Here is a 24,274-nt window from a genome sequence, read left to right as displayed (position 1 = left end):
ATTTATCGCTCAAAACTCGAAATAAGCCCGCCCGCTGTCTTGCGCGCCTTCCTCCTGCTCACTAACGTAGCGCCTTTACTGACGCTACCCCCCGCAGGAGCTTTGCCATGGCCTCGCCAGCCTTTTCCTTCTCTCTCAAGCAATGTGGCGTTGCCGCCGCCATGGCGGGCCTGCTCGGCCTGACTGGTTGCCAGACCTGGAACTCCCAGGACAGCCTGCCACCGACCTCCGGCGTACAGCCGATCAAGGGCCTGGCACAGAACGTCTCGGTACGCCGCAACAGCCTCGGCATGCCGCTGATCGAAAGCAACAGCTTTCACGATGCGCTGTTCACCCTCGGTTATGTCCACGCCAGCGACCGCATCACCCAGATGGTCACCCTGCGCCTGCTCGCCCAGGGCCGGCTCGCCGAAATCAACGGCCCGGACGCCCTCGACAGCGACCGATTCATGCGCGCCGTCAACCTGAAGAAAAGCGCCGGCGAGTTGTACAACGCCTCGTCGCCACGGCTCAAGCGCTTCTTCGAAGTCTATGCGCGCGGCGTCAACGCCTACCTGTTCCGCTACCGCGACAAGCTGCCGCCGGACCTGGCCAGCAGCGGCTACCAGCCGGAATACTGGAAACCGGAAGATTCGGCGCTGATCTTCTGCCTGCTCAACTTCAACCTGTCGGCCAACCTGCAGCAAGAGATTGCCAGCCTGGTCCTGGCGCAGAAAGTCGGCGTCGACAAGCTCGCCTGGCTGACCCCGGCCGCCCCGGACGAACCGCTGCCCCTGGCCGAAGCCGAGAAACTCAAGGGCATCGCCCTGAGCCAGGTCTCGGGCCTCGGCGCGCTGAACAAGGCCGCCGAGCAAGTCGCCGCGTTGAATATCCTCGGCTCCGGCACCTCGACCAACTGGGCCATCGGCCCGCAACGCGCCCGCAGCGGCAAGAGCCTGCTGGCCGCCGACCTGCAACAGCCGACCAGCGCCCCCGCCGCCTGGAACTACGTACAGATTTACGCGCCGAAGTACCGGGCCGCCGGGACCTCGATCGCCGGCCTGCCGATGCTGCTGTCCGGTTTCAACGGCAAGGTGGCCTGGAGCATGGCCGCCGTCCCGGGGGACAACCAGGACCTGTTCCTGGAAAAACTCAAGCGCCAGGGCAATGCGCTCTATTACGAAGCCGACGGCAAGTGGCTGCCGGCCATCGTGCGCAACGAAACCTACTTCATCAAGGGCCAGCGCTCGATCCGCGAGACGGTGTTCGAAACCCGCCACGGCCCGCTGCTCAACAGTGCACTGGACAACAGCGCCTTGACCGGCGGCTACGGCCTGGCCCTGCAGAGCGCCTCGTTCAAGGACGACAAGAGCCTGGATGCGTTCTTCGACCTGTCCCGTGCCCAGAGCGCCGAGAAAGCCTCGGATGCCAGCCGGGAAATCCGCGCCATCGCGCTGAACATGGTCTTTGCCGACGCCAGTCATATCGGCTGGCAGGTCACCGGGCGCTTCCCCAACCGCCGCGAAGGCGAAGGCCTGTTGCCGTCGCCGGGCTGGGACGGCCGCTTCGACTGGGACGGCTACGCCGACGCGATGCTCCACCCTTATGACCAGGACCCGGGCCAGGGCTGGCTGGGCACCGCCAACCAGCGCACGGCGGCGCGCGGCTACGGCATGCAACTGTCCAACGCCTGGTACTACCCGGAACGCGGCGAACGCCTGGCTGAACTGGCCGCGGCCGGCAAGCAGGACAGCCGCAGCACCATCGCCATGCAATACGACCAGAGCACCACGTTCGCCAACAAGCTGAAGAAGATGTTCGAAGCGCCAGGCATGGCCTTGCCGCTCAAGCAGGCCATCGACGCCCTGCCGGAAGCCGAACGCGGCAAGGCACGCGAAGCCCTCAGCCGGTTGATGGCGTTCGACGGCAGGCTCAGCGCGACCTCGGCCGACGCCGCGCTGTACGAACTGTTCCTGCAGGAAAGCATGAAGCAGATCTTCCTCGACAAACTCGGCCCGGAAAACGGTCCGGTGTGGCAGGCCTTTGTCGCCAACGGCAAGCTGTCCTACTCGGCCCAGGCCGATCACCTGCTGGGCCGCGAGGATAGCCCGTTCTGGGATGACAGCCGCACGCCACAGAAAGAAGACAAGCCGGCGATCCTGGCCCGCAGCCTGGCGGCGGCGATCAGCGCCGGTGACAGCCTGCTGGGCAGCAATCACAAGGCCTGGCAATGGGGCACGCTGCACCGTTATAGCTGGAAGAACGGCGCCGGCCAGGTGATTCGCGGACCGATCCAGGCCGGCGGCGACCACACCACGCTGAACACCTCGGCCTATGCCTGGGGCGGCGGGAACTTCGATGTCACCCAGGTGCCCGGCGTGCGCATGATCGTCGACTTCGGCCAGATCGAACCGATGAGCGGCCAGCAGAGCCCCGGACAGTCCGGCAACCCGGCCAGCCCGAGCTACGCCAGCGGTATCGATGGCTGGCTGAAGGCCCAGTACGTCAGCTTCCCGATGCAGCAGCAGAACTTCGACAAGGCCTACGGCACCACGCGCCTGACCCTGACGCCCGGCAAGTAACACTCCACGGCCGGGTCCGGCCTGCCAGCGATGGCCTCATCGCTGGCAGGCCGGTTCCTAAAGTTACGGATGTCACCCTTCCCGCCGCGTAACTGCACTCTTTTCTCACTCGCGGACGCACCAATATTGTGCAATTTATTTCAGCCGCCCAATTTCGGGCATGATTAGCTGGCTCGGAGCCATATTCCTGCCTTTTAAAACACTTGTTCGTGACTCTGGTTCGGAAATTGCTACTTTTATCAGGTCATACGCGTTCCAGTAACAGTACTCAGTGCGCCACAAGCGCTCATATTGGTTTTTAGGGAATAAATAATGAAAAAAGCATTGCTGACCCTTTCTGCACTGGCTCTCTGCATGGCCGCCGGCTCCGCTATGGCCAAGGAATACAAGGAACTGCGCTTCGGCGTCGATCCTTCCTACGCGCCATTCGAATCCAAGGCCGCAGACGGCAGCCTGGTCGGCTTCGACATTGATCTGGGCAACGCCATCTGTGCCGAGCTGAAGGTCAAGTGCAAATGGGTCGAAAGTGACTTCGACGGCATGATCCCGGGCCTGAATGCCAACAAGTTCGACGGTGTGATTTCGTCGATGACCGTGACCGAAGCCCGCGAGAAGGCCATCGACTTCTCCAAGGAGCTGTTCTCCGGCCCGACTTCCCTGGTGTTCAAAAAGGGTGCGAACTTCTCCACGCCTGAGTCCCTCAAGGGCAAAACCGTGGGCTACGAGCAAGGCACCATCCAGGAAGCCTACGCCAAGGCCGTACTGGACAAGGCTGGTGTGACCACCAAGGCCTACGCCAACCAGGACCAGGTTTATGCTGACCTGACCTCCGGCCGCCTCGACGCTTCGGTGCAGGATATGCTGCAAGCTGAACTGGGCTTCCTGAAGTCGCCAGCGGGCGCCGGCTACGAAGTCAGCAAGCCGATCGACGATCCGCTGCTGCCGGCTAAAACCGCGGTCGGTATCAAAAAAGGCAACAAAGAGCTGAAAGCCCTGTTGGATAAAGGTATCGACGCGTTACACAAAGATGGCAAGTACGCGGAAATCCAGAAGAAGAACTTTGGTGATCTGAACCTGTACAGCGGGAAGTGATCCCTTGGCGCCCCTCGCCCGAGGGGCGCCTTTTCGACTGCCAAAGGTCTGATTTTTCATGTTCGACAACCTCCTGCAAATTCTGGGGCTTTCGGCCTTCAGCCTGAAGGGCTTTGGCCCGATCCTGCTGCAAGGCACCTGGATGACCGTCCAGCTCTCCATCCTCTCGCTGCTGGTCAGCGTGCTACTGGGCCTGCTCGGCGCCAGTGCCAAATTATCCAGCTTCAGCCTGTTGCGCATTCCGGCCCAGCTCTACACCACGCTGATTCGCGGGGTGCCCGACCTGGTGCTGATGCTGCTGATTTTCTACAGCCTGCAAACCTGGCTCTCGACCCTGACCGATGCCATGGACTGGGACTACATCGAGATTGACCCGTTTGCCGCCGGGGTCATCACCCTGGGCTTTATCTACGGTGCCTATTTCACCGAAACCTTCCGTGGCGCGATTCTCGCCGTGCCACGCGGACAGCTTGAAGCCGCCACCGCCTATGGCCTGACCCGGGCCCAGCGGTTCCGCTTCGTGACCTTTCCGCAAATGATGCGCTTCGCCTTGCCGGGGATCGGCAACAACTGGATGGTGATCCTCAAGGCCACCGCGCTGGTCTCGATCATCGGCCTGGCCGACCTGGTCAAGGCTGCCCAGGACGCGGGCAAGAGCACTTATCAACTGTTCTACTTCCTGGTACTCGCCGCCTTGATCTACCTGCTTATTACCAGTGCTTCGAACTATGTCCTGCGCTGGCTGGAACGCCGCTACGCCGCGGGCGCCCGGGAGGCCGTGCGATGATCGAACTCCTGCAGCAATACTGGCGGCCGTTCCTCTACAGCGACGGCCAGCACATCACCGGCCTGGCCATGACCCTGTGGCTGCTCAGCGCCTCGATCTTCTTCGGTTTCCTGGTGTCGATCCCGCTGTCCATCGCCCGGGTCTCGCCCAAGCGCCGCATCCGCTGGCCGGTGGAGTTCTACACCTACCTGTTCCGTGGCACGCCGCTGTATATCCAACTGCTGATCTGCTACACCGGGATCTACAGCCTGGAAGCGGTCCGCGAACAGCCGCTGCTGAACTCGTTCTTCCGCGATGCGATGAACTGCACCATCCTGGCCTTCGCCCTGAACACCTGCGCCTACACCACGGAGATCTTTGCCGGGGCGATCCGCAGCATGAACCACGGTGAAGTCGAGGCGGCCAAGGCCTATGGCCTGAGCGGCTGGAAGCTCTACGCCTATGTGATCATGCCCTCGGCCCTGCGCCGCTCGTTGCCCTATTACAGCAACGAAGTGATCCTGATGCTGCACTCCACCACCGTGGCGTTCACCGCGACCATCCCGGACATCCTGAAAATCGCCCGGGACGCCAACTCGGCGACCTACATGACTTTCCAGTCGTTCGGTATCGCCGCGATCATCTACCTGACGATCACCTTTACCCTGGTCGGTCTGTTCCGTCTGGCCGAGCGCCGCTGGCTGGCCTTTCTCGGCCCGGCACACTAGGACTCCAGAGCATGCGTCATCTGACTCACGAGCTGCTGGCTCCCCTGCCGGGCACGACCCGGCAGATTCACAGCTTTCATTTCGGTCCGTCGCGGTCCGCGGGCAAGATCTACATCCAGTCGTCCCTGCACGCCGACGAACTGCCCGGCATGCTGGTGGCCTGGCACCTCAAGCAACGCCTGGCCGAGCTGGAACAGGCCGGCGCCCTGCGCAGCGAAATCGTGCTGGTACCGGTGGCCAATCCGATCGGCCTGGAACAGGTGCTGATGGACGTGCCGCTGGGGCGCTATGAGCTGGAAAGCGGGCAGAACTTCAATCGCTGGTTCGTCGATCTGAGTGACGAGATCGGCAACCAGATCGAAGAGCAACTCAGCGACGATCCGGCGCACAACCTGCAACTGATCCGCAGCCACCTCAAGACCGCCCTGGCGGCGGAGGTGCCGGCGACCCAGTTGCAATCCCAGCGCCTGGCGTTGCAACGACTGGCCTGCGACGCGGACATGGTCCTGGACCTGCACTGCGACTTCGAAGCCGTGGCCCATCTGTACACCACGCCCGAAGCCTGGCCGCAGGTTGAACCGCTGGCCCGTTATATCGGCTCGCAAGCCAGCCTGCTGGCGACCGATTCCGGCGGCCAGTCGTTCGACGAATGCTTCACCCTGCTCTGGTGGGACCTGCGCCAGCGCTTCGGCGACCGGTTCGCGATTCCCCAGGGCAGTTTTTCGGTGACCGTGGAACTGCGCGGCCAGGGCGATGTGAATCATCCCCAGGCACGTCTCGACTGCCAGGCGATCCTCGACTACCTGACGCACTTCGGCGCCATCGCCGGCGAGCCCGCGCCCTTGCCGGAGCTGCCGCACCCGGCAACGCCGCTGGCCGGTGTCGAGCCGGTGAGCACGCCGCTGGGCGGGCTGCTGGTGTTCAGCGCCGTGCCGGGGCAATACCTGGAAGCCGGAGAGTTGATCGCCGAGATCATCGACCCGCTCAGCGACCGCGTCACCCCTGTTCATTGCAGCGCGGCGGGCCTGCTCTATGCCCGCTCGCTACGCCGCATGGCCACGGCCGGCATGGTGATTGCCCATGTCGCCGGCCGCGAAGCCTATCGCAGCGGCTATCTACTTTCTCCTTGAGGTGCCCATGTACAAACTGACCATTGAAGGCCTGCACAAGAGCTATGGCGAACACCAGGTGCTCAAGGGCGTCTCGCTCAAGGCCAAGACCGGCGACGTGATCAGCCTGATCGGCGCCAGCGGCTCGGGCAAGAGTACCTTCCTGCGCTGCATCAACTTTCTCGAAACGCCCAATGACGGCGCCATGAGCCTCGACGGCCAGGCGATCCGCATGGTCAGCGACAAGCACGGCATGCGCGTCGCCGACGACGCCGAGTTGCAGCGCCTGCGCACCCGCCTGGCCATGGTGTTCCAGCACTTCAACCTGTGGAGCCACATGAGCGTGCTGGAAAACATCACCATGGCCCCGCGCCGGGTGCTGGGGGTGAGCAAGAAAGACGCCGAGGACCGTGCCCGTCGCTACCTGGACAAGGTCGGCCTGCCGGCGCGGGTTGCCGATCAGTACCCGGCATTCCTGTCTGGCGGCCAGCAGCAGCGCGTGGCAATTGCCCGGGCGCTGGCGATGGAGCCGGAAGTGATGCTATTCGACGAACCGACCTCGGCGCTGGACCCGGAGCTGGTGGGTGAAGTGCTCAAGGTGATCCAGGGGCTGGCCGAGGAAGGCCGGACCATGATCATGGTGACCCACGAGATGAGCTTCGCCCGCAAGGTTTCCAGCCAGGTGCTGTTCCTGCACCAGGGGTTGGTGGAAGAACAGGGCGCGCCGGACGATGTGTTGGGCAATCCGCAGAGCGAGCGGCTGCGGCAGTTCCTCAGTGGCAATCTGAAGTAATCGAAACGGCTCTTCAGCCGTGCGCCGCCGGCCATGGATAGGCCAGCCACGTCTCCAGGCGCTTGGCGAAGCGGCCGCTTTCCATATCCTGGTGCAGCCACTGGTCGACATACTGCTTGAGCACGATGTCACGGGGCAGCAACACGGCCTTCTCGGAAAAATCGAAAGGTTGGTCCGGATGCACCGCGCACAGCTCGGGATGCAGTTTCTGCTGCACCCGGGTCTCCACCGCGTCGGTCATCATCAGGTCGGCCTTGCCGTCGACGATCTGCTGGAAAATCGTCACATTGTCCGGATGCACGAGGATCTGCGCCTGCTTGAGGTTGGCACGGGCGAACTTCTCGTTGGTCCCGCCGGGATTGACGATAGCCCGGACATTCGGCCGGTCGATCTGGGCCAGGGTCTGGAAGTCCTGCTGCCGGGAGCAGAGGGTGATCGGCGTCTTGCCGTCACGCTGGTAAGGCTGTGAGAAAAACGCCAGCTTCTGGCGCTCCATGTTCACCGAGATTCCGCTGATCGCCAGGTCGAACCTGTCGGCCAGCAGATCGCCCATCAGCGTCGGCCAGGTGGTCGGCACCAGTTCCAGCTTGACCCCCAGGGACGCCGCCAACCCTTCGGCCAGCTCGATATCCAGGCCGATAAAACCATCCGCATTCTTGTAGCTGAACGGTTTGTAGTCACCGGTGGTGCCAACGCGCAATACGCCCTGCTGAACGATACGGTCAAGTCGGCTGCTGGTGGCTTCCTGTTGGGAAACAGCGCTACTGGTCAGCGGCTGTGGCGCGGCAATGGCAGTGCCGGTCAGTAACAACCCGGCGAACAAGCAGCGGGAAAAATACGCGGGAATGGCAAACGTCATGGGTGGCCTTTTTTTCTGGGTCTTGGCCACAGCTTTGTATCGTATAGATGATCGAGAGTCGACACCGTCCTGCAGGAGCATGGCTTACCTGCGAAATGGCCCTTGAGGCCGCCAAAAAAGTCGCTGGCAAGCCACGCGCCTACAGGAGTCGCGCTCGATCGAAGCCCGTCGAAAGGCCAAAACAGGGCTCAGGCGTCGGGAGAAGGCGTATTGTCGGGAATGAGCGGCTCGCCGTTATCGGGCGGCTGGGTGGGCGTGGTGGGCTCGGAGGGTTGCGGCGTATCCGGATCAGGCTGCCCCGGGATACCCGGAATGCCGCTGGTCATGCCCTGGGGATGCGCCAGCAGCGACCAGGCCAACAGCCCCACTTGATTGGGTTCAAGTTTCGCCAGTTGAGCGCTGATACTTGGATCGTTCTTCATGGGGGGTACTCCTGAGCGTGGAAGCCCGGTCTGTCTTGCACAAACCGGGACAGTGCGCTCAGTAGAGTACACCCGCGCCGAAGAATTCCCTGTTTCGACGCGCCCTTCGTCAGGTGCGCGGCAGGGTCACGCCACGCTGGCCCTGATACTTGCCGCCACGGTCCTTATAGGACACTTCGCATTCTTCGTCGGACTCCAGGAACAACATCTGCGCCACGCCCTCGTTGGCGTAGATCTTCGCCGGCAGCGTGGTGGTGTTGGAGAACTCCAGGGTCACGTGGCCTTCCCATTCCGGTTCCAGCGGCGTGACGTTGACGATGATCCCGCAACGGGCGTAGGTGCTCTTGCCCAGGCAGATGGTCAGCACATTGCGCGGAATACGGAAGTATTCGACGGTGCGGGCCAGGGCGAAGGAGTTGGGCGGAATGATGCAGACGTCGCTCTTCACATCGACGAAGCTGCCCGCGTCGAAGTTTTTCGGATCGACGGTCGCCGAATTGATGTTGGTGAACACCTTGAATTCGTCGGCGCAGCGCACATCGTAGCCATAGCTCGAGACACCGAAGGAAATCACCCGGTTGTCGGCTTCGCCACGCACCTGGCGCTCGACGAAAGGCTCGATCATGCCGTGTTCTTGCGCCATGCGGCGAATCCACTTGTCCGATTTGATGCTCATGGCGGGTGTCCTGATATAGCGAGGTGGAGAAATTCTGTCCGGCATCTTACCGGGGTGCGCCGCCGGGTTAAAGCGCCGACGCCGCTTCTCGCGATGACGTTGTCCCCGGGCCTGACAAATCGGCTATTTGAGCGGGGTTGTCCCCCTGGCCGAGCGCCGTCAGTCACGAAATAGGAGAAACCTTGGTGAAGACCATTGGCACGTCTCGGAAAGTGGGGTATGGTGGCGCCACTGTGCTGCTTGTGTCACTGAGAATCTCTACACGATGTTGAATTTCGATCCAACCATCTCCAAGAATTTTTCCTGCTCTTTGCACTCAGTCTCGGCCAGGGCTTTTCCTGAGTCGCAGTTAACTTTGTCCAAGGAGACATCAAATGTCTAATCGCCAAACCGGTACCGTTAAGTGGTTCAACGATGAAAAAGGCTTCGGCTTCATCACTCCACAATCCGGTGACGACCTGTTCGTACACTTCAAAGCAATCCAATCCGACGGCTTCAAAAGCCTGAAAGAAGGCCAACAGGTTTCTTTCATCGCTACCCGCGGTCAGAAAGGCATGCAAGCTGAAGAAGTTCAAGTTATCTAACTTGTACTGATCCAGTAAAAAAGCCCCGCCCTCAAAAGCGGGGCTTTTTTGTGCCCGGGTGTTTTTGCCAGCTTGCGCCAGGTACCGGGACCTAGGCCAACCCAGCGTACGACACAAATCCTGTAGGAGCCGGCTTGCTGGCGATAGCGGTTTATCTGGCGACCATGATGTCGACTGTCAGATCGCAATCGCCAGCAAGCCGGCGCCTACAGGGACCGCGCTGCGCCTCGATTGAGGCGCAACGGCATCAATCGTCGCTGATGGTGATATTCGGCATCGCCTGGCTGGCCGCTTCCTGCAACACGATCCGCGCGCCCACATGCCGTGCCAGCTCCTGGTAGACCATGGCGATCTGGCTGTCCGGCTCGGCGATCACCGTCGGCTTGCCACCATCGGCCTGCTCACGGATCAGCATCGACAACGGCAACGAAGCCAGCAGCTCGACACCATATTGGCTCGCCAGCTTCTCACCGCCCCCCTCGCCGAACAGGTGCTCGGCATGACCGCAGTTCGAACAGATGTGTACCGCCATGTTCTCCACGACACCCAGCACCGGGATATTCACCTTGCGGAACATCTCCACGCCCTTGCGCGCATCCAGCAAGGCCAGGTCCTGGGGAGTGGTGACGATCACCGCGCCGGCCACCGGAACCTTCTGCGCCAGGGTCAGCTGGATATCGCCAGTCCCGGGCGGCATATCGATCACCAGGTAGTCCAGGTTGCCCCAGTCGGTCTGGGTCACCAATTGCAACAAAGCCCCGGACACCATCGGACCGCGCCAGACCATCGGCGTGTTGTCGTCGGTTAGGAAAGCCATGGACATCACTTCCACGCCATGGGACTCGATGGGCACGAACCATTTCTGGTCCTTGATCTTCGGCCGCGCGCCTTCGGCGACGCCGAACATGATGCCCTGGCTCGGCCCGTAGATATCGGCGTCGAGAATCCCCACCCGAGCCCCTTCGCGAGCCAGCGCCAGCGCCAGGTTGGCCGCCGTGGTCGACTTGCCCACCCCGCCCTTGCCCGAGGCCACCGCCACCACGTTCTTCACGTTGGCCAGGCCCGGAATCTGCGCCTGGGCCTTGTGCGCGGCGATCACGCAATCGATCTCGACCTTGGCCGAAGCCACGCCGTCCAGGCCTTCGACGGCCATCTGCAGCATCTGCGCCCAGCCACTCTTGAACAGGCCGGCGGCATAACCCAGCTCCAGCCGGACCGTTACGCGATCACCCTGGATATCGATGGCCCGCACGCAGCCGGCGCTGACCGGGTCCTGGTTCAGATAAGGGTCGGTGTACTGGCGGAGGACGGCCTCCACCGCTGCGCGATTGACTGCGCTCATGGGCAACTCCCGAAAAAGACTGAGTAAAACAGGCAGCTATCCTAACCGTTCTGAAGCGCAGAGACATTCCACAAGGGGTGAATTATGTGCGCCGGGGCTTTATAGTGGCCGATCTCCGTTTCACTTCAAGTAGCCGAGCCCCATGTCCGAGCCACGCCAGATCCTCGTCACCAGCGCCCTGCCCTATGCCAATGGTTCCATTCACCTTGGCCACATGGTCGAGTATGTCCAGACGGACATGTGGGTGCGCTTCCAGAAGCACCGCGGCAATCAATGCATCTACGTCTGCGCTGACGACGCCCACGGCTCGGCCATCATGTTGCGCGCCGAGAAGGAAGGCATCACCCCGGAACAGTTGATCGCCAACGTCCAGGTCGAGCACAGCGGCGACTTCGCCGACTTCCTCGTGGAGTTCGATAATTTCCATTCGACCCACGCCGAGGAAAACCGCGAACTGTCCAATCAGATCTACCTGCGCCTGCGCGACGCCGGGCATATCGCCACGCGTTCGATCACCCAGTATTTCGACCCGGAAAAGCAGATGTTCCTGGCCGACCGCTTCATCAAGGGCACCTGCCCGAAATGCGGCACCGAAGACCAGTACGGCGACAACTGCGAGAAATGCGGCGCCACCTATGCACCGACCGACCTGAAAGACCCGAAATCGGCGATTTCCGGGGCGACGCCGGTGCTCAAGGATTCCCAGCACTTCTTCTTCAAGCTGCCGGACTTCCAGGCCATGCTGCAAACCTGGACCCGCAGCGGCACCTTGCAGGACGCCGTGGCGAACAAGATCGCCGAATGGCTGGATGCCGGCCTGCAACAGTGGGACATCTCCCGCGATGCGCCGTATTTCGGCTTCGAGATCCCGGATGAGCCTGGCAAGTATTTCTACGTCTGGCTGGACGCGCCGATCGGCTACATGGCCAGCTTCAAGAACCTCTGCGCACGGCGTCCGGAACTGGACTTCGACGCGTTCTGGGGCAAGGACTCCACCGCCGAGCTGTACCACTTCATCGGCAAGGACATCGTCAACTTCCACGCCCTGTTCTGGCCGGCGATGCTCGAAGGCGCGGGCTACCGCAAGCCGACCGGGATCAACGTGCACGGCTACCTGACCGTCAACGGCCAGAAAATGTCCAAGTCCCGCGGCACCTTTATCAAGGCCCGTACCTACCTGGACCACCTGTCACCGGAATACCTGCGTTACTACTACGCGGCCAAGCTGGGCAAAGGCGTCGACGACCTCGACCTGAACCTGGAAGACTTCGTGCAGAAGGTCAACTCGGACCTGGTGGGCAAGGTAGTCAACATCGCCAGCCGTTGCGCCGGGTTTATCCACAAGGGCAATGCCGGTGTGCTGGTGGCCGGCAACGCCGCGCCGGAACTGACCGACGCCTTCCTCGCCGCCACCCCGAGCATCGCCGAGGCCTACGAGGCACGGGATTTCGCCCGGGCCATGCGCGAAATCATGGGTCTGGCCGACCGCGCCAACGCCTGGATCGCCGACAAGGCACCCTGGTCCCTGGCCAAGCAGGAAGGCAAGCAGGATGAAGTCCAGGCCGTCTGTGCCGTGGGCATCAACCTGTTCCGCCAGTTGATCATCTTCCTCAAGCCGGTGCTGCCGCTGCTGGCCGCCGATGCCGAGGCCTTCCTGAATGTCGCGCCGCTGACCTGGAACGATCACGCCACCTTGCTCGCCAACCATCAGTTGAACGAGTTCAAGCCCTTGATGACCCGTATCGACCCGGTAAAAGTACAAGCCATGACCGACGCCTCGAAGGAAGACCTCACCGCCAGCCAGACCGACACCGGTAGCGCCGCCCCGCAAGGCAACGGCGAGCTGGCCAAGGACCCGCTGTCGGCGGAAATCGACTTCGACGCCTTTGCCGCCGTCGACCTGCGCGTAGCGCTGATTCTCAAGGCCGAAGCCGTCGAAGGCGCGGACAAGCTGCTGCGCCTGACCCTGGATATCGGCGATGAGCAACGCAACGTGTTTTCCGGGATCAAGAGCGCCTACCCGAACCCGGCCGAACTGGAAGGTCGCCTGACCATGATGATCGCCAACCTCAAGCCACGGAAAATGCGCTTCGGCATCTCCGAAGGCATGGTGATGGCGGCCGGCCCCGGCGGTGAAGAAATCTACCTGCTGAGCCCGGATACCGGCGCAAAGCCAGGCCAGCGGATCAAGTAACCGTCCGCCCCTGCTCGCGGGCCATGTGCATTCATGGCCCGCGATGTCGCAAAACTGGTACGCAGTCCCTCCTTGCCGGATAATCAGTGTTGTTCGCTAATCCGGCATGATCATGATCGATTTTGTTTTTCCCCTCGTCAGCGCAGCCCTGCTCAACAATTTCGTGTTGCACTGGCCCCTGGGCGTCGATCCACTGCTGCAGGCCAGGCCAGACGCCGCCGGCGAACGCCTGGCACTCCACGCGCTGGGAATTGCCACCAGCACCCTGATGCTGATCACAACGCTGATCAGCCACAGCCTCTACCACTATGTGCTGCTGCCCCAGGGTCTGGAGGCCTTCAAGCTGTTCGTCTTCCTGCCCACCAGCGTATTGCTGATCGGCCCGGTCCTGACCCTGCTTGCGCGCTGCCTGCCACGCCTGCCGTTTGCCGGACTCACAACGCTGCTGCTGGGCAATGCCGGCATCCTCGGCTTGAGCCTGCTCAACGCCGCCAATGACCAGGGACTGGCCCAGGCGCTCCTCACCAGCCTGGGTGCCGGACTGGGTTTCTGGCTGGTCCTGAGCCTGTTCAACGACCTGCGCCAGCGTACTTTCCACGAGGAGGTTCCATTACCCTTTCGCGGCCTGCCGATCGAGCTGATCGGCGCCGGTTTGATGGGCGTGGCTTTCCTCGGTTTCACTGCATTGGTCAAACCATGAGCCTGATTCAACGTATCGATGCCCTGCTGCCGCAGACCCAATGCGGTAAATGCGGGCACCCGGGCTGCAAGCCCTACGCCGAAGGCATCGCCCAGGGCGAAGCGATCAACAAATGCCCGCCGGGCGGTGGCGAAACCATTGCCGCCCTGGCCGAACTGCTGCACGTGCCGGTCCTGCTGCTGGATCCGGAACGCGGCAGCGCCCCGGCCCAGGTCGCGTTTATCCGCGAGGCCGAGTGCATCGGTTGCACCAAGTGCATCCAGGCCTGCCCGGTGGATGCCATTGTCGGCGCAGCCAAGTGGATGCACAGCGTGATCGTCGACGAGTGCACCGGCTGCGACCTGTGCGTGGCGCCCTGCCCGGTGGATTGCATCGAAATGCATCCGCTGCCCATCGCCCAGGTCGTGCCGGTGGTCGGCGGCCTGGCCAACAGCACCGAAGAACGACAGGCGCGCACGGAAAAACGCAATCGCGCCCGGCGGCGCTTCGAAAACCGTAACGCCCGGCTGCACGCCGAAGAACAGCGCAAGCAGGCCGAACGCCTGGCCCGTACGCAGCGTGCGGCGCAACCCGAGCCCGTTGCGACCAACCCGGTGCAGGACGCCATTGCGCGGATCAAGGCGCAGAAAGCCGAGGCCGCCGACGCGGCCCTGAAAAAAGCCAAGATCACTCTGGCCATGAGCCGGGCGCAGTTGAACAAATCGCTGAAAGCTTTCGGCCACCCGCCCATTGCCGAACAGGCCGCGCAACTGGTGCTGCTGCAAGAGCAATTCGAGGCGGCGGAACAGGCCCTGCGCGACGCCGAGAAAGCCCATGCGGCCCCTTGAAACGCCAGACGAACGCACCCGCCAGGCCATGCAATGGGTGTTGCTCGCCACCTTGCCTGGAATCGCGGTGCTGCTCTGGCTCACGGGCTGGGCCATCCTGATCAACCTGCTGCTGGCCGGTACCACCGCGCTGGCGGCCGAAGCGCTGGCCCTCGGTTTGCGTCGCCGTCCGGTACGCCCCGCGTTGATGGACGGCAGCGCCCTGGTCAGCGCCGTCCTGCTGGCCATCGCCCTGCCGCCCTATTGCCCCTGGTGGTTGACCGTCACCGCGGCGGCCAGCGCCTTGCTGTTGGGCAAACACCTGTATGGCGGGGTGGGGAAAAATCCATTCAATCCGGCCATGCTCGGTTATGCCCTGGTCCTCGTCAGCTTTCCCGGCACCATGACCCATTGGTCGATCAACCATGGCCTGGACCTGCTCGGCGGCCTGCAATCGGTCTTCGGTGTGCATCTCGACGGGCAGCCGGACGCCTGGGTCCAGGCCACCGCACTCGATACCCTGCGTATCAACAAAAGCCTGACCATGGACGAGCTCTTTGCCGGCAACCCCGCGTTCGGGCATTTTGGCGGCAAGGGCAGCGAATGGCTCAATCTGGCCTTTCTTGCCGGCGGCGCCTTTCTGCTCAGGCAAAAAGTCTTCAGTTGGCATGCGCCGGCGGGGATGCTGGGCAGCCTGTTTATCCTCAGCCTGCTGTTCTGGAATGGTTCCGGCTCGGATTCCCACGGCTCGCCGCTGTTTCACCTACTGACTGGCGCGACCATGCTCGGTGCATTTTTCATCGTCACCGAGCCGGTCTCCGGCGCCAGAAGCCCCAGGGCACGCCTGCTGTTCGGCATCGGCGTCGGCACGCTGACCTACGTGATCCGCACCTGGGGCAGCTACCCCGATGGCGTGGCCTTTGCCGTGCTGCTGATGAACCTCGCGGTACCGTCCCTGGAACGCCTGACGGCCAGCCCTGTGAAGGAGCCGACAGCATGAACAGAACCGCCTCGGCACTTATCCTGCTGGCCATCGCCGGGCTGGGGATCGGCCTGACCTGGCAGGCACGGCAACACGCGTGGCCGCGGGTCCAGGAGCAACGCGAGGCGATTGAAAACCGCAGGCTGCTCGATGTTTTGCCGCCAGGGCAATACCAGAACCGCCCTCTGTTGCTGGAGGCGCCGCAGCAACCCCACAGCCTGCTGATCAGCGCCGTCCTGATGCTCAAGGATGGACAACCGGCAGCGGTTGTCCTGCAAAGTCGGACCCAGGGTTACGCTGGCCCGCTGGAACTGATGATCGGGATTGGCGCCAACGGCAGGTTGCTCGGGGTCAAGACCTTGTCGCACTCGGAAACACCCGGGCTGGGAGCAAAAATCGCTGACCCGGGTAATCTCTGGTGGCGACAGTGGTTGGGCAAATCCAGTGCGGATACCCCCGATAACGACTGGAAACTGAAAAAAGATGGCGGGCAATTCGACCAGATCGCCGGCGCAACGATCACCTCCCGCGCCGCCGTCGACGCCATTCATGATGCCCTGCGCTACTTCGATGAACACCTGGCGCCACTCATGGGGACAACCGCTCATGAATAGACCCGCGATGTTCCAGGGAACGTTGGTCCTGGCGCCGTTGCTCGGTGCCAGCGACTCGCTGCTCAAGGCGTTCTCGATCGGGCTCCTGAGCCTGATCACGATCAGCGCCTATGGCTTGTTGAGCCGGGCTCTCAAACCCTGGATTCACCCGGGTCTGGCCGCGCTGGGCGGCATCCTGCTCGCCGCCACCCTGGTCAGTTGCCTGTCCCTCGGCCTTCAGGCCTGGGCCTGGGAACTGCACCAGGCCCTGGGCATCTACCCGGCCCTGATCAGCCTGCAATGCCTGCTATTGGAACGCCTGGGAGCATTCGAGCGCCGTCACCTGACGACCAGCGCCACCCTGCTCGCCAGCCTCGGGGTAGGCCTGCTGCTCATGGGAGCGCTACGAGAACTGCTGGGTAACGGCACCTTGCTGGATCATATGCGCTGGCTGGTCCCGAGCGCGAGCGAGCTGCCACGCCTGTGGACCACCCAGGACGGGCTGCACCTGGCCAGCCTGACGCCGGGGGCCTTTATCCTTCTGGGCCTGCTGCTGGCCGCCAGGCAGGCCTGGAGCCAGCGCCAGCCAGCCAAGCCGGGCCCAACCTCAATTTCAAAGGAATCCACCGCCCCATGAACGCCGCCAAACGCCTGGAGATCTTTCGCAGATTCCACGAAGACAATCCCGATCCCAAGACCGAGCTGGCTTACTCGAGCCCCTTTGAACTGTTGATCGCGGTGATTCTCTCCGCCCAGGCCACCGACGTCAGCGTGAACAAGGCGACCGCCAAGCTCTATCCCGTTGCCAACACCCCACAAGCCATCCACGCCCTCGGGGTCGAAGGGCTGTCGGCGTATATCAAGACCATCGGCCTGTTCAACAGCAAGGCCAAGAACGTGATCGAGACCTGCCGCCTGTTGGTGGAAAACCACGGCGGCGAAGTGCCGCAAACCCGCGAGGCCCTGGAAGCCCTGCCCGGCGTCGGCCGCAAGACCGCCAATGTGGTGCTCAACACCGCGTTCCGGCAGCTGACCATGGCCGTCGACACGCATATTTTCCGGGTCAGCAACCGCACCGGCCTGGCGCCAGGCAAAGATGTGGTGGCGGTCGAGAAGCAATTGATGAAGTTTGTACCCAAGCCTTACCTGCTCGACGCCCACCACTGGTTGATCCTCCACGGGCGTTACGTCTGCCAGGCGCGCAAACCGCGTTGTGGCAGTTGCCGGATCGAAGACCTGTGCGATTACAAGGACAAGACCTCGGACGATTGAGGCGCTATTGGTTTTATTGATGAGGCGATTGAAAAAATCTTTTTTACCAGACGGGCATTTATCGATATAAGGGGCGCCAACGGCAGTCTTAGCCCGGAGTTATGTTTATGAGCACCGACAAAGAGCAACTGGACGTAGAAGACGACTTCATCGCTGCCGAAACCGAGGACAGCGAACCCGTGGTGGAAGTCGCCAAAACCAACCTCAGCAAGCGCCGCACCATCGATAACCTGCTGGAAGAGCGCCGCCTGAAAAGGCAATTGGCAGATTATGATTTCGACTTGTAATTAACATGCGCCCACTCAAAAGCCTCCTTTGCGGAGGCTTTTCGGTTTATAGAGGTGTCGTTGTTCACACGGAGCATCATCGATGCCGCACCGGCGGCCCTCTCCTGCCGGCTAAATACCAGGGGCTCTCCTTGTCGTCCCTGCTGCCTTCCCCCTTCTCCAAGCGTCCTCTGCCAAATGCCAGCCGTTAAACCAGACCGTTGCGCTGTGCCAGCTCGATCAGGTCAACCAGCGAGCGGGCATTGAGCTTGAGCAATAAACGCGTTTTGTAGGTACTGACGGTCTTGTTGCTCAAGAACATGCCATCGGCAATTTCCTTGTTGCTCTTCCCTCTCGCCAATTGCTGCAACACCATCATTTCACGGCCGGAAAGCCGGTTGACCATATCGGCCTCGCTGGCATTCCCCAGGCTGGAGCGCACCGTGTGCAAGGCCTGGTTGGGGAAATAGCTGTAGCCGGATAGCACCGCCTTGATGGCGCTGAGCATTTCAGTCAGGTCCTGCTGTTTGCACACATAACCCGCGGCGCCGGCCTGCATGCAACGCATGGAGAAATGCCCCGGGGCCTGCGAGGTCAACACCAGAACTTTGAAAGAAAGTCCCATAGACGTTAAACGGGCAATGACTTCCAGCCCGTCCAGTTTGGGGATCCCGATATCGAGTATAACAATGTCCGGCGCATGTTCCCGCGCCAGCTGTAAAGCATCTACACCGTTATCCGTCTCCGCAATGACTTCGTAGCCATGACGTTCCATCAGCATACGTACAGCAAGACGAATGACGGGATGATCATCCACGATCAGCACTTTATTCATGGGCAAGTCCAATTTTCGCTGTTCGAATTTTCAGAGTCAGCACAATAGCCTAGTCATACCCTCCTGGGCATAGCGCCTCCACCGGGCAGTACCAGCCAAAGACATTCCCTACAAACAACAGAGATTTGCCCTACAAAAAAAGCACCATCATAAAAAGTGCAACGCCTCAGAGGACAACCAGTCGTCCGGGCGCCATACAGTCCATGATAAACACCCCTCCCCGGAAGAGTTTCATTATGGCCCCAGCAGAACGACATCCTCTTGCTTCGTTTTGCCGGTTTCAAACATTAGAACGCAAGGCGATGGTGTGTCTAATGGATTTCTGCAACAAGAAATAATGCATCCCTGTGCGGCAAGCCCTGCCCTGGCCGCCCCCCCCCGCGCTCGTTGCCTGGACAGGTGACACCCGTGTCCATGGGCCACACGGGGCCAGGCTTGGGAAGTGGCCATAAAACGCTCCGGCATACACATAAGTAAAGACCGCATTATCAAAAAGATGTTTATTCTAAGATTCAGTCACCAGAAACGTTTGACAACTTGCATGCGCTCTTCGCGCGCCCCTACACAATCTGCCCCGAGTCGTTCAACCTCCATATCGCCCGGCCCTCAGCATTAACAGCCGTAAAACCTCACACTTTAAAAACGCCAATCCACAACCGATAAAAAGAACAGGAAATGGACTACACCCCGCCAAGAACGCTTACCTTCAATTCTACAAGCATCGCCCGAAAGCCCCCCCTCTGACTTGATCCTTTCCTGGCGGGCTGCAAACTCGATACTTGCTGACTCACTTCAAGACCTTCGAACACCACCCAATCGTTTATTCAATTCCTAACATCGAATGACATTAGCAAAGGTCTATCCTACGACTCGGACGAGCAGGCCATATATAATGAACGACCACACCTTCAAAAAGCATCTCAGCCCACACAAACCTCTGGATCTTGACCTGGATCTGGCCATAGACGACTTCCTCAAACGCGGCGGCACCATTGATCGCGTGCAAGGCCCGGTCTGCGAGCAAGCACCGCCGGACACTGGTGATCACGCCCCCACATCGGAGGAAGAGGAACAGGAAAGAGCCCGCAAAACCGAACTGCTGCGCGAGCTGATTACCAAAGGAGCGGGCATCTGCGCCCTGCAGTACTCGCTCAAGATGAACAAGAACGAGATAAAGCGCATGGCCCGGGAAAACGGTCTGAAGATCGTCCAGAGCCGCTCGCTGCACCTCACTCGAAAATGCCGGGCGTCGCACTCCGCCACCGCGGAGTTCGCCCAGGATGCGATAGCCGGACATGCCATGCACTATTGCGCGCTCGGTTACACCGCCATCGAAATCGCACAAAAACTCGACCTGACCGTGCGCCAGGTCTGCGAACTCGGGAAAAACTACCGCTTCGAACTCAATCACCGCAACGACCATCGGGATGAATAATACCGTCCCGGCGGCAAAAAAAAGCCCCGGCCAGTGGCCGGGGCTTTTCAGGGCAACAACCGATCAGAACAAGCGACGGCCTTTGTTCGCCGCAATGCGCATGCGCAGCGCATTGAGCTTGATGAAGCCGGCCGCGTCGGCCTGGTTGTAGGCGCCGCCGTCTTCTTCGAAGGTGGCGATGTTGGCATCGAACAGCGACTCGTCGGACTTGCGGCCGGTGACGATGACGTTGCCCTTGTACAGCTTCAGGCGAACCACACCGTTCACGTGGGCCTGGGAAGCATCGATCATCTGCTGCAGCATCAGACGCTCAGGGCTCCACCAGTAGCCGGTGTAGATCAGGCTGGCGTACTTGGGCATCAGCTCGTCTTTCAGGTGAGCGACTTCGCGGTCCAGGGTGATCGACTCGATCGCCCGGTGCGCGCGCAGCATGATGGTGCCGCCCGGGGTTTCGTAGCAGCCGCGGGACTTCATGCCCACATAACGGTTCTCGACGATGTCCAGACGACCGATACCGTGTTCGCCACCGATACGGTTCAGGGTCGCCAGCACGGTGGCCGGGGTCATTTCGACGCCGTCCAGCGCGACGATATCGCCGTTGCGGTAGGTCAGTTCCAGGTACTGCGGCTTGTCAGGCGCGTTCTCCGGGGAGACGGTCCAACGCCACATGTCTTCTTCGTGCTCGGTCCAGGTGTCTTCCAGCACGCCGCCTTCATAGGAAATGTGCAGCAGGTTGGCATCCATCGAGTACGGGGATTTTTTCTTGCCGTGACGCTCGATCGGGATGTTGTGCTTTTCAGCGTAATCCATCAGCTTTTCACGGGACAGCAGGTCCCATTCACGCCACGGAGCAATGACTTTCACGCCGGGCTTGAGGGCGTAGGCACCCAGTTCGAAACGGACCTGGTCGTTGCCCTTGCCGGTAGCGCCGTGGGAAATGGCGTCGGCGCCGGTTTCGTTGGCGATTTCGATCAGGCGCTTGGCGATCAGCGGACGCGCAATGGAAGTACCCAGCAGGTACTCGCCTTCGTAGACGGTATTGGCACGAAACATCGGGAACACGAAATCGCGCACGAACTCTTCGCGCAGGTCGTCGATGTAGATCTCTTTCACGCCCATGGCTTGCGCCTTGGCACGTGCAGGTTCGACCTCTTCGCCCTGACCCAGGTCAGCGGTGAAGGTCACCACTTCACAGTTATAAGTATCCTGCAGCCACTTGAGGATCACCGAAGTGTCCAGGCCGCCGGAATACGCCAGAACGACCTTGTTTACGTCGGCCATGCCATCACTCCACGGGGTTGTACGGAAAGGCGTCGATTCTAACGCTCAAACCGGTGGATTTACAGAGGCGCGACAGCTTAGGACGGCAAAGCGACAGATAATGTCGAGGCGGCGACGAAAACAGCCGCTTCAGGAGGTCTTCGCGGCACTCGCCGCATTGGCGACAGGCGCGGGAGCAGGAGCCGGCGCGGACTTCTCGGCGACCGGGACACGCTCCAGATGGATATTGACCCGGCGATTCTTCGCCCGGTTGGCCGCACTGTTGTTCGGCACCAGCGGATAACGTTCGCCGTGGAAGCGCATGACAATCTCCGATTCGGGGATGCCATTGGCCTTGAAGAAGTCCATCACCGCCAGCGCCCGGCGGCGTGACAGGTCACGGTTGGCCAGGCGATTGCCGGCATTGTCGGAGTGCCCGTCGAGCTCGATATGGTTGACGGTCGGGTCGGCCTTGATGAAGTCGAGCATCACCTGCAACTCGGCCTTGGCCTGGGCATCGAGGTCGACGCCGGTGCCGGGAAAACCGATCTGCGCCTGTTTCACTTGCTCGAAATTCTTCGGCAGCAGTTTCGCGGTGCACTCCTGGTAGTCGCTGTAGGCCTTGCTGAACTTCACCGGCAGCAGGCGTATTTCCGAAACGCCACCGTCTCTGGAGTAGTGACGAACCAACGGGCTGCGGCCCTCCATCAGGCCACTGACCAGACGCCCGGCCTGGCCCTGGGAGCTGTTAAACAGCACATCGCCACTGCCGATCTGCACCGAGCCCAGGTTGATGTCGCCGCGCCCCGGCTGCCACGGTGCCGCAGCGGCCAGCAGGGTCGCCGAACCGCCACCGAGTACGTGGTTGTAGGATTTCAGGCGAAAGATCACCTGCTCGCCGGCCCGGCGCACGAACTCACCGGCACCGAAGTCGGTGATCGGCTGGCTCAGCCGACACTCGAACTTGTCCCCTTCCACCTTCCACTCGATGCTCTCCAGACGGGTCTGGAAAGTCATGGCCATGGCGGGCAGGCTGGCGAACATACTGAGCAAGGCTAAATAACGCTGGCGCACGGGAGGCTCCACTGAATGTCTACATCGTCAAGACAGGCATGCCGATTCCACGCCCTACCTCTGTGGTATCGGTTGCCCGTGGCAAAACTTGATAGCGAGTGCCTGAGGCCGTCTTTTCCGGTAGCATTCCCTTCAGTTCGACCCGCCTGGAATCCCCAATGTCCGACCGCCTGACCCTGCTGCGTCCCGACGACTGGCATATTCATCTTCGCGATGGTGCTGCGTTACCCCACACTGTCGCGGATGTTGCGCGCACCTTCGGCCGCGCCATCATCATGCCAAACCTGCTGCCACCGGTGCGCAACGCCGCGGAAGCCGACGCCTATCGCCAGCGTATTCTCGCTGCGCGCCCGGCCGGCAGCCGCTTCGAACCGTTGATGGTGCTCTACCTCACCGACCGGACCCAGCCCGAGGACATCCGCGCCGCCAAGGCCAGTGGTTTCGTCCACGCCGCCAAGCTCTACCCGGCCGGCGCGACCACCAACTCGGACTCCGGCGTGACCCGCATCGACACGATCTTCCCGGTCCTGGAAGCCATGGCCGAAGTCGGCATGCCACTGTTGATCCACGGTGAAGTCACCCGTGGCGAGGTCGATGTGTTCGACCGCGAAAAACTCTTCATCGACGAGCATATGCGCCGCGTCGTCGAGCGTTTCCCGAGCCTGAAGGTGGTGTTCGAACACATCACCACGGCGGATGCGGTGCAGTTTGTCAGCGAGGCCCCGGCCAACGTCGGCGCGACCATTACCGCCCATCACCTGCTGTACAACCGCAACCACATGCTGGTGGGCGGTATCCGCCCGCACTTCTACTGCCTGCCGATCCTCAAGCGCGGCACGCACCAGGAAGCCCTGCTGACGGCAGCGACCAGCGGCAATCCGAAGTTTTTCCTCGGCACCGACTCGGCGCCCCATGCCCAGCACGCCAAGGAAGCCGCCTGCGGTTGTGCCGGCTGCTACACCGCCTATGCCGCGATCGAGTTGTATGCCGAAGCCTTCGAACAGCGCAATGCGCTGGACAAGCTCGAAGGTTTCGCCAGCCTGCATGGCCCGCGCTTCTACGGCCTGCCGGCGAACACCGAACAGATCACCCTGGTCCGTGAAGAATGGACCGCCCCGACCAGCCTGCCATTTGGCGAGCTGTCAGTCATCCCGCTGCGCGCCGGTGAAAAACTGCGCTGGCGCCTGCTGGAGAAAACGCTGTGAGTGAAGAGCATTTCGACGACGAACAAGAAGGCAATGGCGGCGGTACCGGTTCCCGGCACCCGATGGCCGCACGCTTTCGTGGCTACCTGCCGGTTGTCGTCGATGTCGAGACCGGAGGTTTCAACGCCGCCACCGACGCCCTGCTGGAAATCGCCGCGACCACCATCGGCATGGACGAAAAAGGCTTTGTGTTCCCGGAGCACACCTATTTCTTCCGCGTCGAACCGTTCGAAGGCGCCAATATCGAAGCCGCTGCCCTGGAGTTCACCGGGATCAAGCTCGATCACCCACTGCGCATGGCGGTCAGCGAAGAAGCCGCACTGACCGACATTTTCCGTGGTGTGCGCAAGGCCCTGAAGGCCAACGGTTGCAAACGCGCGATCCTGGTCGGTCACAACAGCAGCTTCGACCTGGGCTTCCTCAACGCCGCCGTGGCGCGGCTGGACATGAAGCGCAACCCGTTCCACCCGTTCTCCAGCTTCGACACCGCCACCCTCGCCGGCCTCGCCTACGGCCAGACCGTATTGGCCAAGGCCTGCCAGGCGGCCGATATCGACTTTGACGGACGCGAAGCCCACTCGGCCCGCTACGACACCGAGAAGACCGCCGATCTGTTCTGCGGCATCGTCAACCGCTGGAAACAAATGGGTGGCTGGGAAGACTACAACGACTGATCCGGTCGACGAAGCAATCCCCGCCCATAAAAAAACCGGTCATCAA

At 61.6% G+C, this 24,274-nt stretch carries 24 protein-coding genes and 1 pseudogene; 18 read left to right on the top strand and 7 right to left on the bottom strand.

All coding sequences use genetic code 11. From position 1 onward, the window contains the following. Positions 1-107 precede the first annotated feature (107 nt). The 6 genes from M5C01_RS24715 (at position 108) to M5C01_RS24690 (ending at position 7,049) form a co-directional block, all read left to right on the top strand. Positions 108-2,561, top strand: a complete 2,454-nt coding sequence (locus M5C01_RS24715) for a penicillin acylase family protein (RefSeq protein WP_152741333.1) — start codon at positions 108-110, stop codon at positions 2,559-2,561. Positions 2,562-2,873: 312 nt separating this feature from the next. Next, positions 2,874-3,653 (top strand): transporter substrate-binding domain-containing protein, encoded by a 780-nt coding sequence (locus M5C01_RS24710; protein WP_152741334.1) that lies wholly within the window; start codon positions 2,874-2,876, stop codon positions 3,651-3,653. 58 nt (positions 3,654-3,711) lie between these two features. Next, positions 3,712-4,440, top strand: coding sequence for an ABC transporter permease (locus tag M5C01_RS24705; protein ID WP_103498267.1), 729 nt, complete (start codon positions 3,712-3,714; stop codon positions 4,438-4,440). Then, a complete protein-coding gene (locus tag M5C01_RS24700) occupies positions 4,437-5,147 on the top strand; it encodes an ABC transporter permease (protein ID WP_100944466.1) in 711 nt (236 codons plus the stop codon). Before M5C01_RS24705 ends, M5C01_RS24700 begins: the two co-directional genes overlap by 4 nt. 11 nt (positions 5,148-5,158) lie before the next feature. Then, the gene (locus M5C01_RS24695) at positions 5,159-6,277 is read left to right on the top strand and encodes a succinylglutamate desuccinylase/aspartoacylase family protein (RefSeq protein WP_152741335.1); all 1,119 of its coding nucleotides are present in this window, start codon (positions 5,159-5,161) and stop codon (positions 6,275-6,277) included. Between the two features lie 7 nt (positions 6,278-6,284). Next, positions 6,285-7,049: an ATP-binding cassette domain-containing protein gene (locus M5C01_RS24690; RefSeq protein WP_103498265.1), complete on the top strand. Its 765-nt coding sequence runs from the start codon at positions 6,285-6,287 to the stop codon at positions 7,047-7,049. A 13-nt stretch (positions 7,050-7,062) separates the two neighbouring features. Here the strand turns inward: M5C01_RS24690 and M5C01_RS24685 are convergent, their stop codons facing one another. From M5C01_RS24685 to dcd, 3 genes are all read right to left on the bottom strand, one after another. After that, positions 7,063-7,908, bottom strand: a complete 846-nt coding sequence (locus tag M5C01_RS24685) for a transporter substrate-binding domain-containing protein (protein ID WP_103498264.1) — start codon at positions 7,906-7,908, stop codon at positions 7,063-7,065. Positions 7,909-8,096: 188 nt separating this feature from the next. After that, the gene (locus M5C01_RS24680; RefSeq protein WP_103498263.1) at positions 8,097-8,330 is read right to left on the bottom strand and encodes a hypothetical protein; all 234 of its coding nucleotides are present in this window, start codon (positions 8,328-8,330) and stop codon (positions 8,097-8,099) included. A 109-nt stretch (positions 8,331-8,439) separates the two neighbouring features. Beyond that, positions 8,440-9,006: a dCTP deaminase gene (dcd, locus tag M5C01_RS24675; RefSeq protein ID WP_100944471.1), complete on the bottom strand. Its 567-nt coding sequence runs from the start codon at positions 9,004-9,006 to the stop codon at positions 8,440-8,442. 374 nt (positions 9,007-9,380) lie between these two features. On the opposite strand from dcd, the gene M5C01_RS24670 reads away from it, so the two are divergent. Next, the gene (locus M5C01_RS24670; RefSeq protein ID WP_002554837.1) at positions 9,381-9,590 is read left to right on the top strand and encodes a cold-shock protein; all 210 of its coding nucleotides are present in this window, start codon (positions 9,381-9,383) and stop codon (positions 9,588-9,590) included. Positions 9,591-9,837: 247 nt separating this feature from the next. On the opposite strand, the gene apbC is transcribed toward M5C01_RS24670, so the two are convergent. Beyond that, positions 9,838-10,932 carry an iron-sulfur cluster carrier protein ApbC gene (gene apbC, locus M5C01_RS24665; protein WP_152741336.1) on the bottom strand — a complete coding sequence of 365 codons (1,095 nt, stop codon included), beginning with the start codon at positions 10,930-10,932 and terminating at the stop codon, positions 9,838-9,840. A gap of 142 nt (positions 10,933-11,074) precedes the next feature. Here apbC and metG point away from each other — a divergent pair, with 142 nt between their 5' ends. The 8 genes and pseudogenes from metG (at position 11,075) to M5C01_RS24625 (ending at position 17,766) form a co-directional block, all read left to right on the top strand. After that, on the top strand, positions 11,075-13,126 hold the full coding sequence (gene metG / locus M5C01_RS24660; protein ID WP_152741337.1) for a methionine--tRNA ligase: 2,052 nt from the start codon (positions 11,075-11,077) through the stop codon (positions 13,124-13,126). A gap of 112 nt (positions 13,127-13,238) precedes the next feature. Beyond that, the gene (locus M5C01_RS24655) at positions 13,239-13,826 is read left to right on the top strand and encodes an Rnf-Nqr domain containing protein (protein ID WP_152741338.1); all 588 of its coding nucleotides are present in this window, start codon (positions 13,239-13,241) and stop codon (positions 13,824-13,826) included. Continuing rightward, a pseudogene (gene rsxB, locus M5C01_RS24650) lies at positions 13,823-14,620 on the top strand (electron transport complex subunit RsxB); the annotation flags it as partial. The gene M5C01_RS24655 and the pseudogene rsxB, both read left to right, overlap by 4 nt. A gap of 19 nt (positions 14,621-14,639) precedes the next feature. After that, entirely contained in the window at positions 14,640-15,632 is a 993-nt protein-coding gene (locus M5C01_RS24645) for an RnfABCDGE type electron transport complex subunit D (protein WP_152741339.1), read from the top strand. Next, positions 15,629-16,228, top strand: coding sequence for an RnfABCDGE type electron transport complex subunit G (locus M5C01_RS24640; protein ID WP_152741340.1), 600 nt, complete (start codon positions 15,629-15,631; stop codon positions 16,226-16,228). Before M5C01_RS24645 ends, M5C01_RS24640 begins: the two co-directional genes overlap by 4 nt. Beyond that, positions 16,221-16,844, top strand: coding sequence for an Rnf-Nqr domain containing protein (locus M5C01_RS24635; RefSeq protein ID WP_152741341.1), 624 nt, complete (start codon positions 16,221-16,223; stop codon positions 16,842-16,844). The genes M5C01_RS24640 and M5C01_RS24635 overlap by 8 nt, the downstream gene beginning before the upstream one ends. Next, on the top strand, positions 16,841-17,479 hold the full coding sequence (gene nth / locus M5C01_RS24630) for an endonuclease III (protein ID WP_103494161.1): 639 nt from the start codon (positions 16,841-16,843) through the stop codon (positions 17,477-17,479). Before M5C01_RS24635 ends, nth begins: the two co-directional genes overlap by 4 nt. 107 nt (positions 17,480-17,586) lie before the next feature. Beyond that, complete coding sequence (locus tag M5C01_RS24625) at positions 17,587-17,766, top strand: hypothetical protein (RefSeq protein ID WP_100944479.1); 180 nt, start codon at positions 17,587-17,589, stop codon at positions 17,764-17,766. A gap of 187 nt (positions 17,767-17,953) precedes the next feature. Here M5C01_RS24625 and M5C01_RS24620 read toward each other — a convergent pair whose 3' ends face one another. Beyond that, positions 17,954-18,580, bottom strand: coding sequence for a response regulator transcription factor (locus tag M5C01_RS24620; RefSeq protein WP_040070340.1), 627 nt, complete (start codon positions 18,578-18,580; stop codon positions 17,954-17,956). Between the two features lie 892 nt (positions 18,581-19,472). Here M5C01_RS24620 and M5C01_RS24615 point away from each other — a divergent pair. Further along, positions 19,473-20,015 (top strand): hypothetical protein, encoded by a 543-nt coding sequence (locus M5C01_RS24615; RefSeq protein WP_152741342.1) that lies wholly within the window; start codon positions 19,473-19,475, stop codon positions 20,013-20,015. 63 nt (positions 20,016-20,078) lie between these two features. On the opposite strand, the gene M5C01_RS24610 is transcribed toward M5C01_RS24615, so the two are convergent. Continuing rightward, positions 20,079-21,296: an argininosuccinate synthase gene (locus M5C01_RS24610; protein WP_100944481.1), complete on the bottom strand. Its 1,218-nt coding sequence runs from the start codon at positions 21,294-21,296 to the stop codon at positions 20,079-20,081. Between the two features lie 129 nt (positions 21,297-21,425). Next, on the bottom strand, positions 21,426-22,349 hold the full coding sequence (locus M5C01_RS24605) for an OmpA family protein (RefSeq protein ID WP_177102766.1): 924 nt from the start codon (positions 22,347-22,349) through the stop codon (positions 21,426-21,428). 158 nt (positions 22,350-22,507) lie between these two features. On the opposite strand from M5C01_RS24605, the gene pyrC reads away from it, so the two are divergent. Further along, the gene (gene pyrC / locus M5C01_RS24600; RefSeq protein ID WP_152741343.1) at positions 22,508-23,554 is read left to right on the top strand and encodes a dihydroorotase; all 1,047 of its coding nucleotides are present in this window, start codon (positions 22,508-22,510) and stop codon (positions 23,552-23,554) included. Next, positions 23,551-24,228 (top strand): ribonuclease T, encoded by a 678-nt coding sequence (gene rnt, locus M5C01_RS24595; protein WP_103494165.1) that lies wholly within the window; start codon positions 23,551-23,553, stop codon positions 24,226-24,228. Before pyrC ends, rnt begins: the two co-directional genes overlap by 4 nt. Positions 24,229-24,274 lie beyond the last annotated feature (46 nt).

It is taken from the genome of Pseudomonas sp. MWU12-2319 (genome assembly GCF_023242525.1).
In the GTDB taxonomy this organism is placed as follows: Bacteria; Pseudomonadota; Gammaproteobacteria; order Pseudomonadales; family Pseudomonadaceae; genus Aquipseudomonas; species Aquipseudomonas gingeri_D.
Note: the sequence above shows the minus strand (reverse complement) of the source record. Positions and strands in the feature narration are given on the sequence as shown.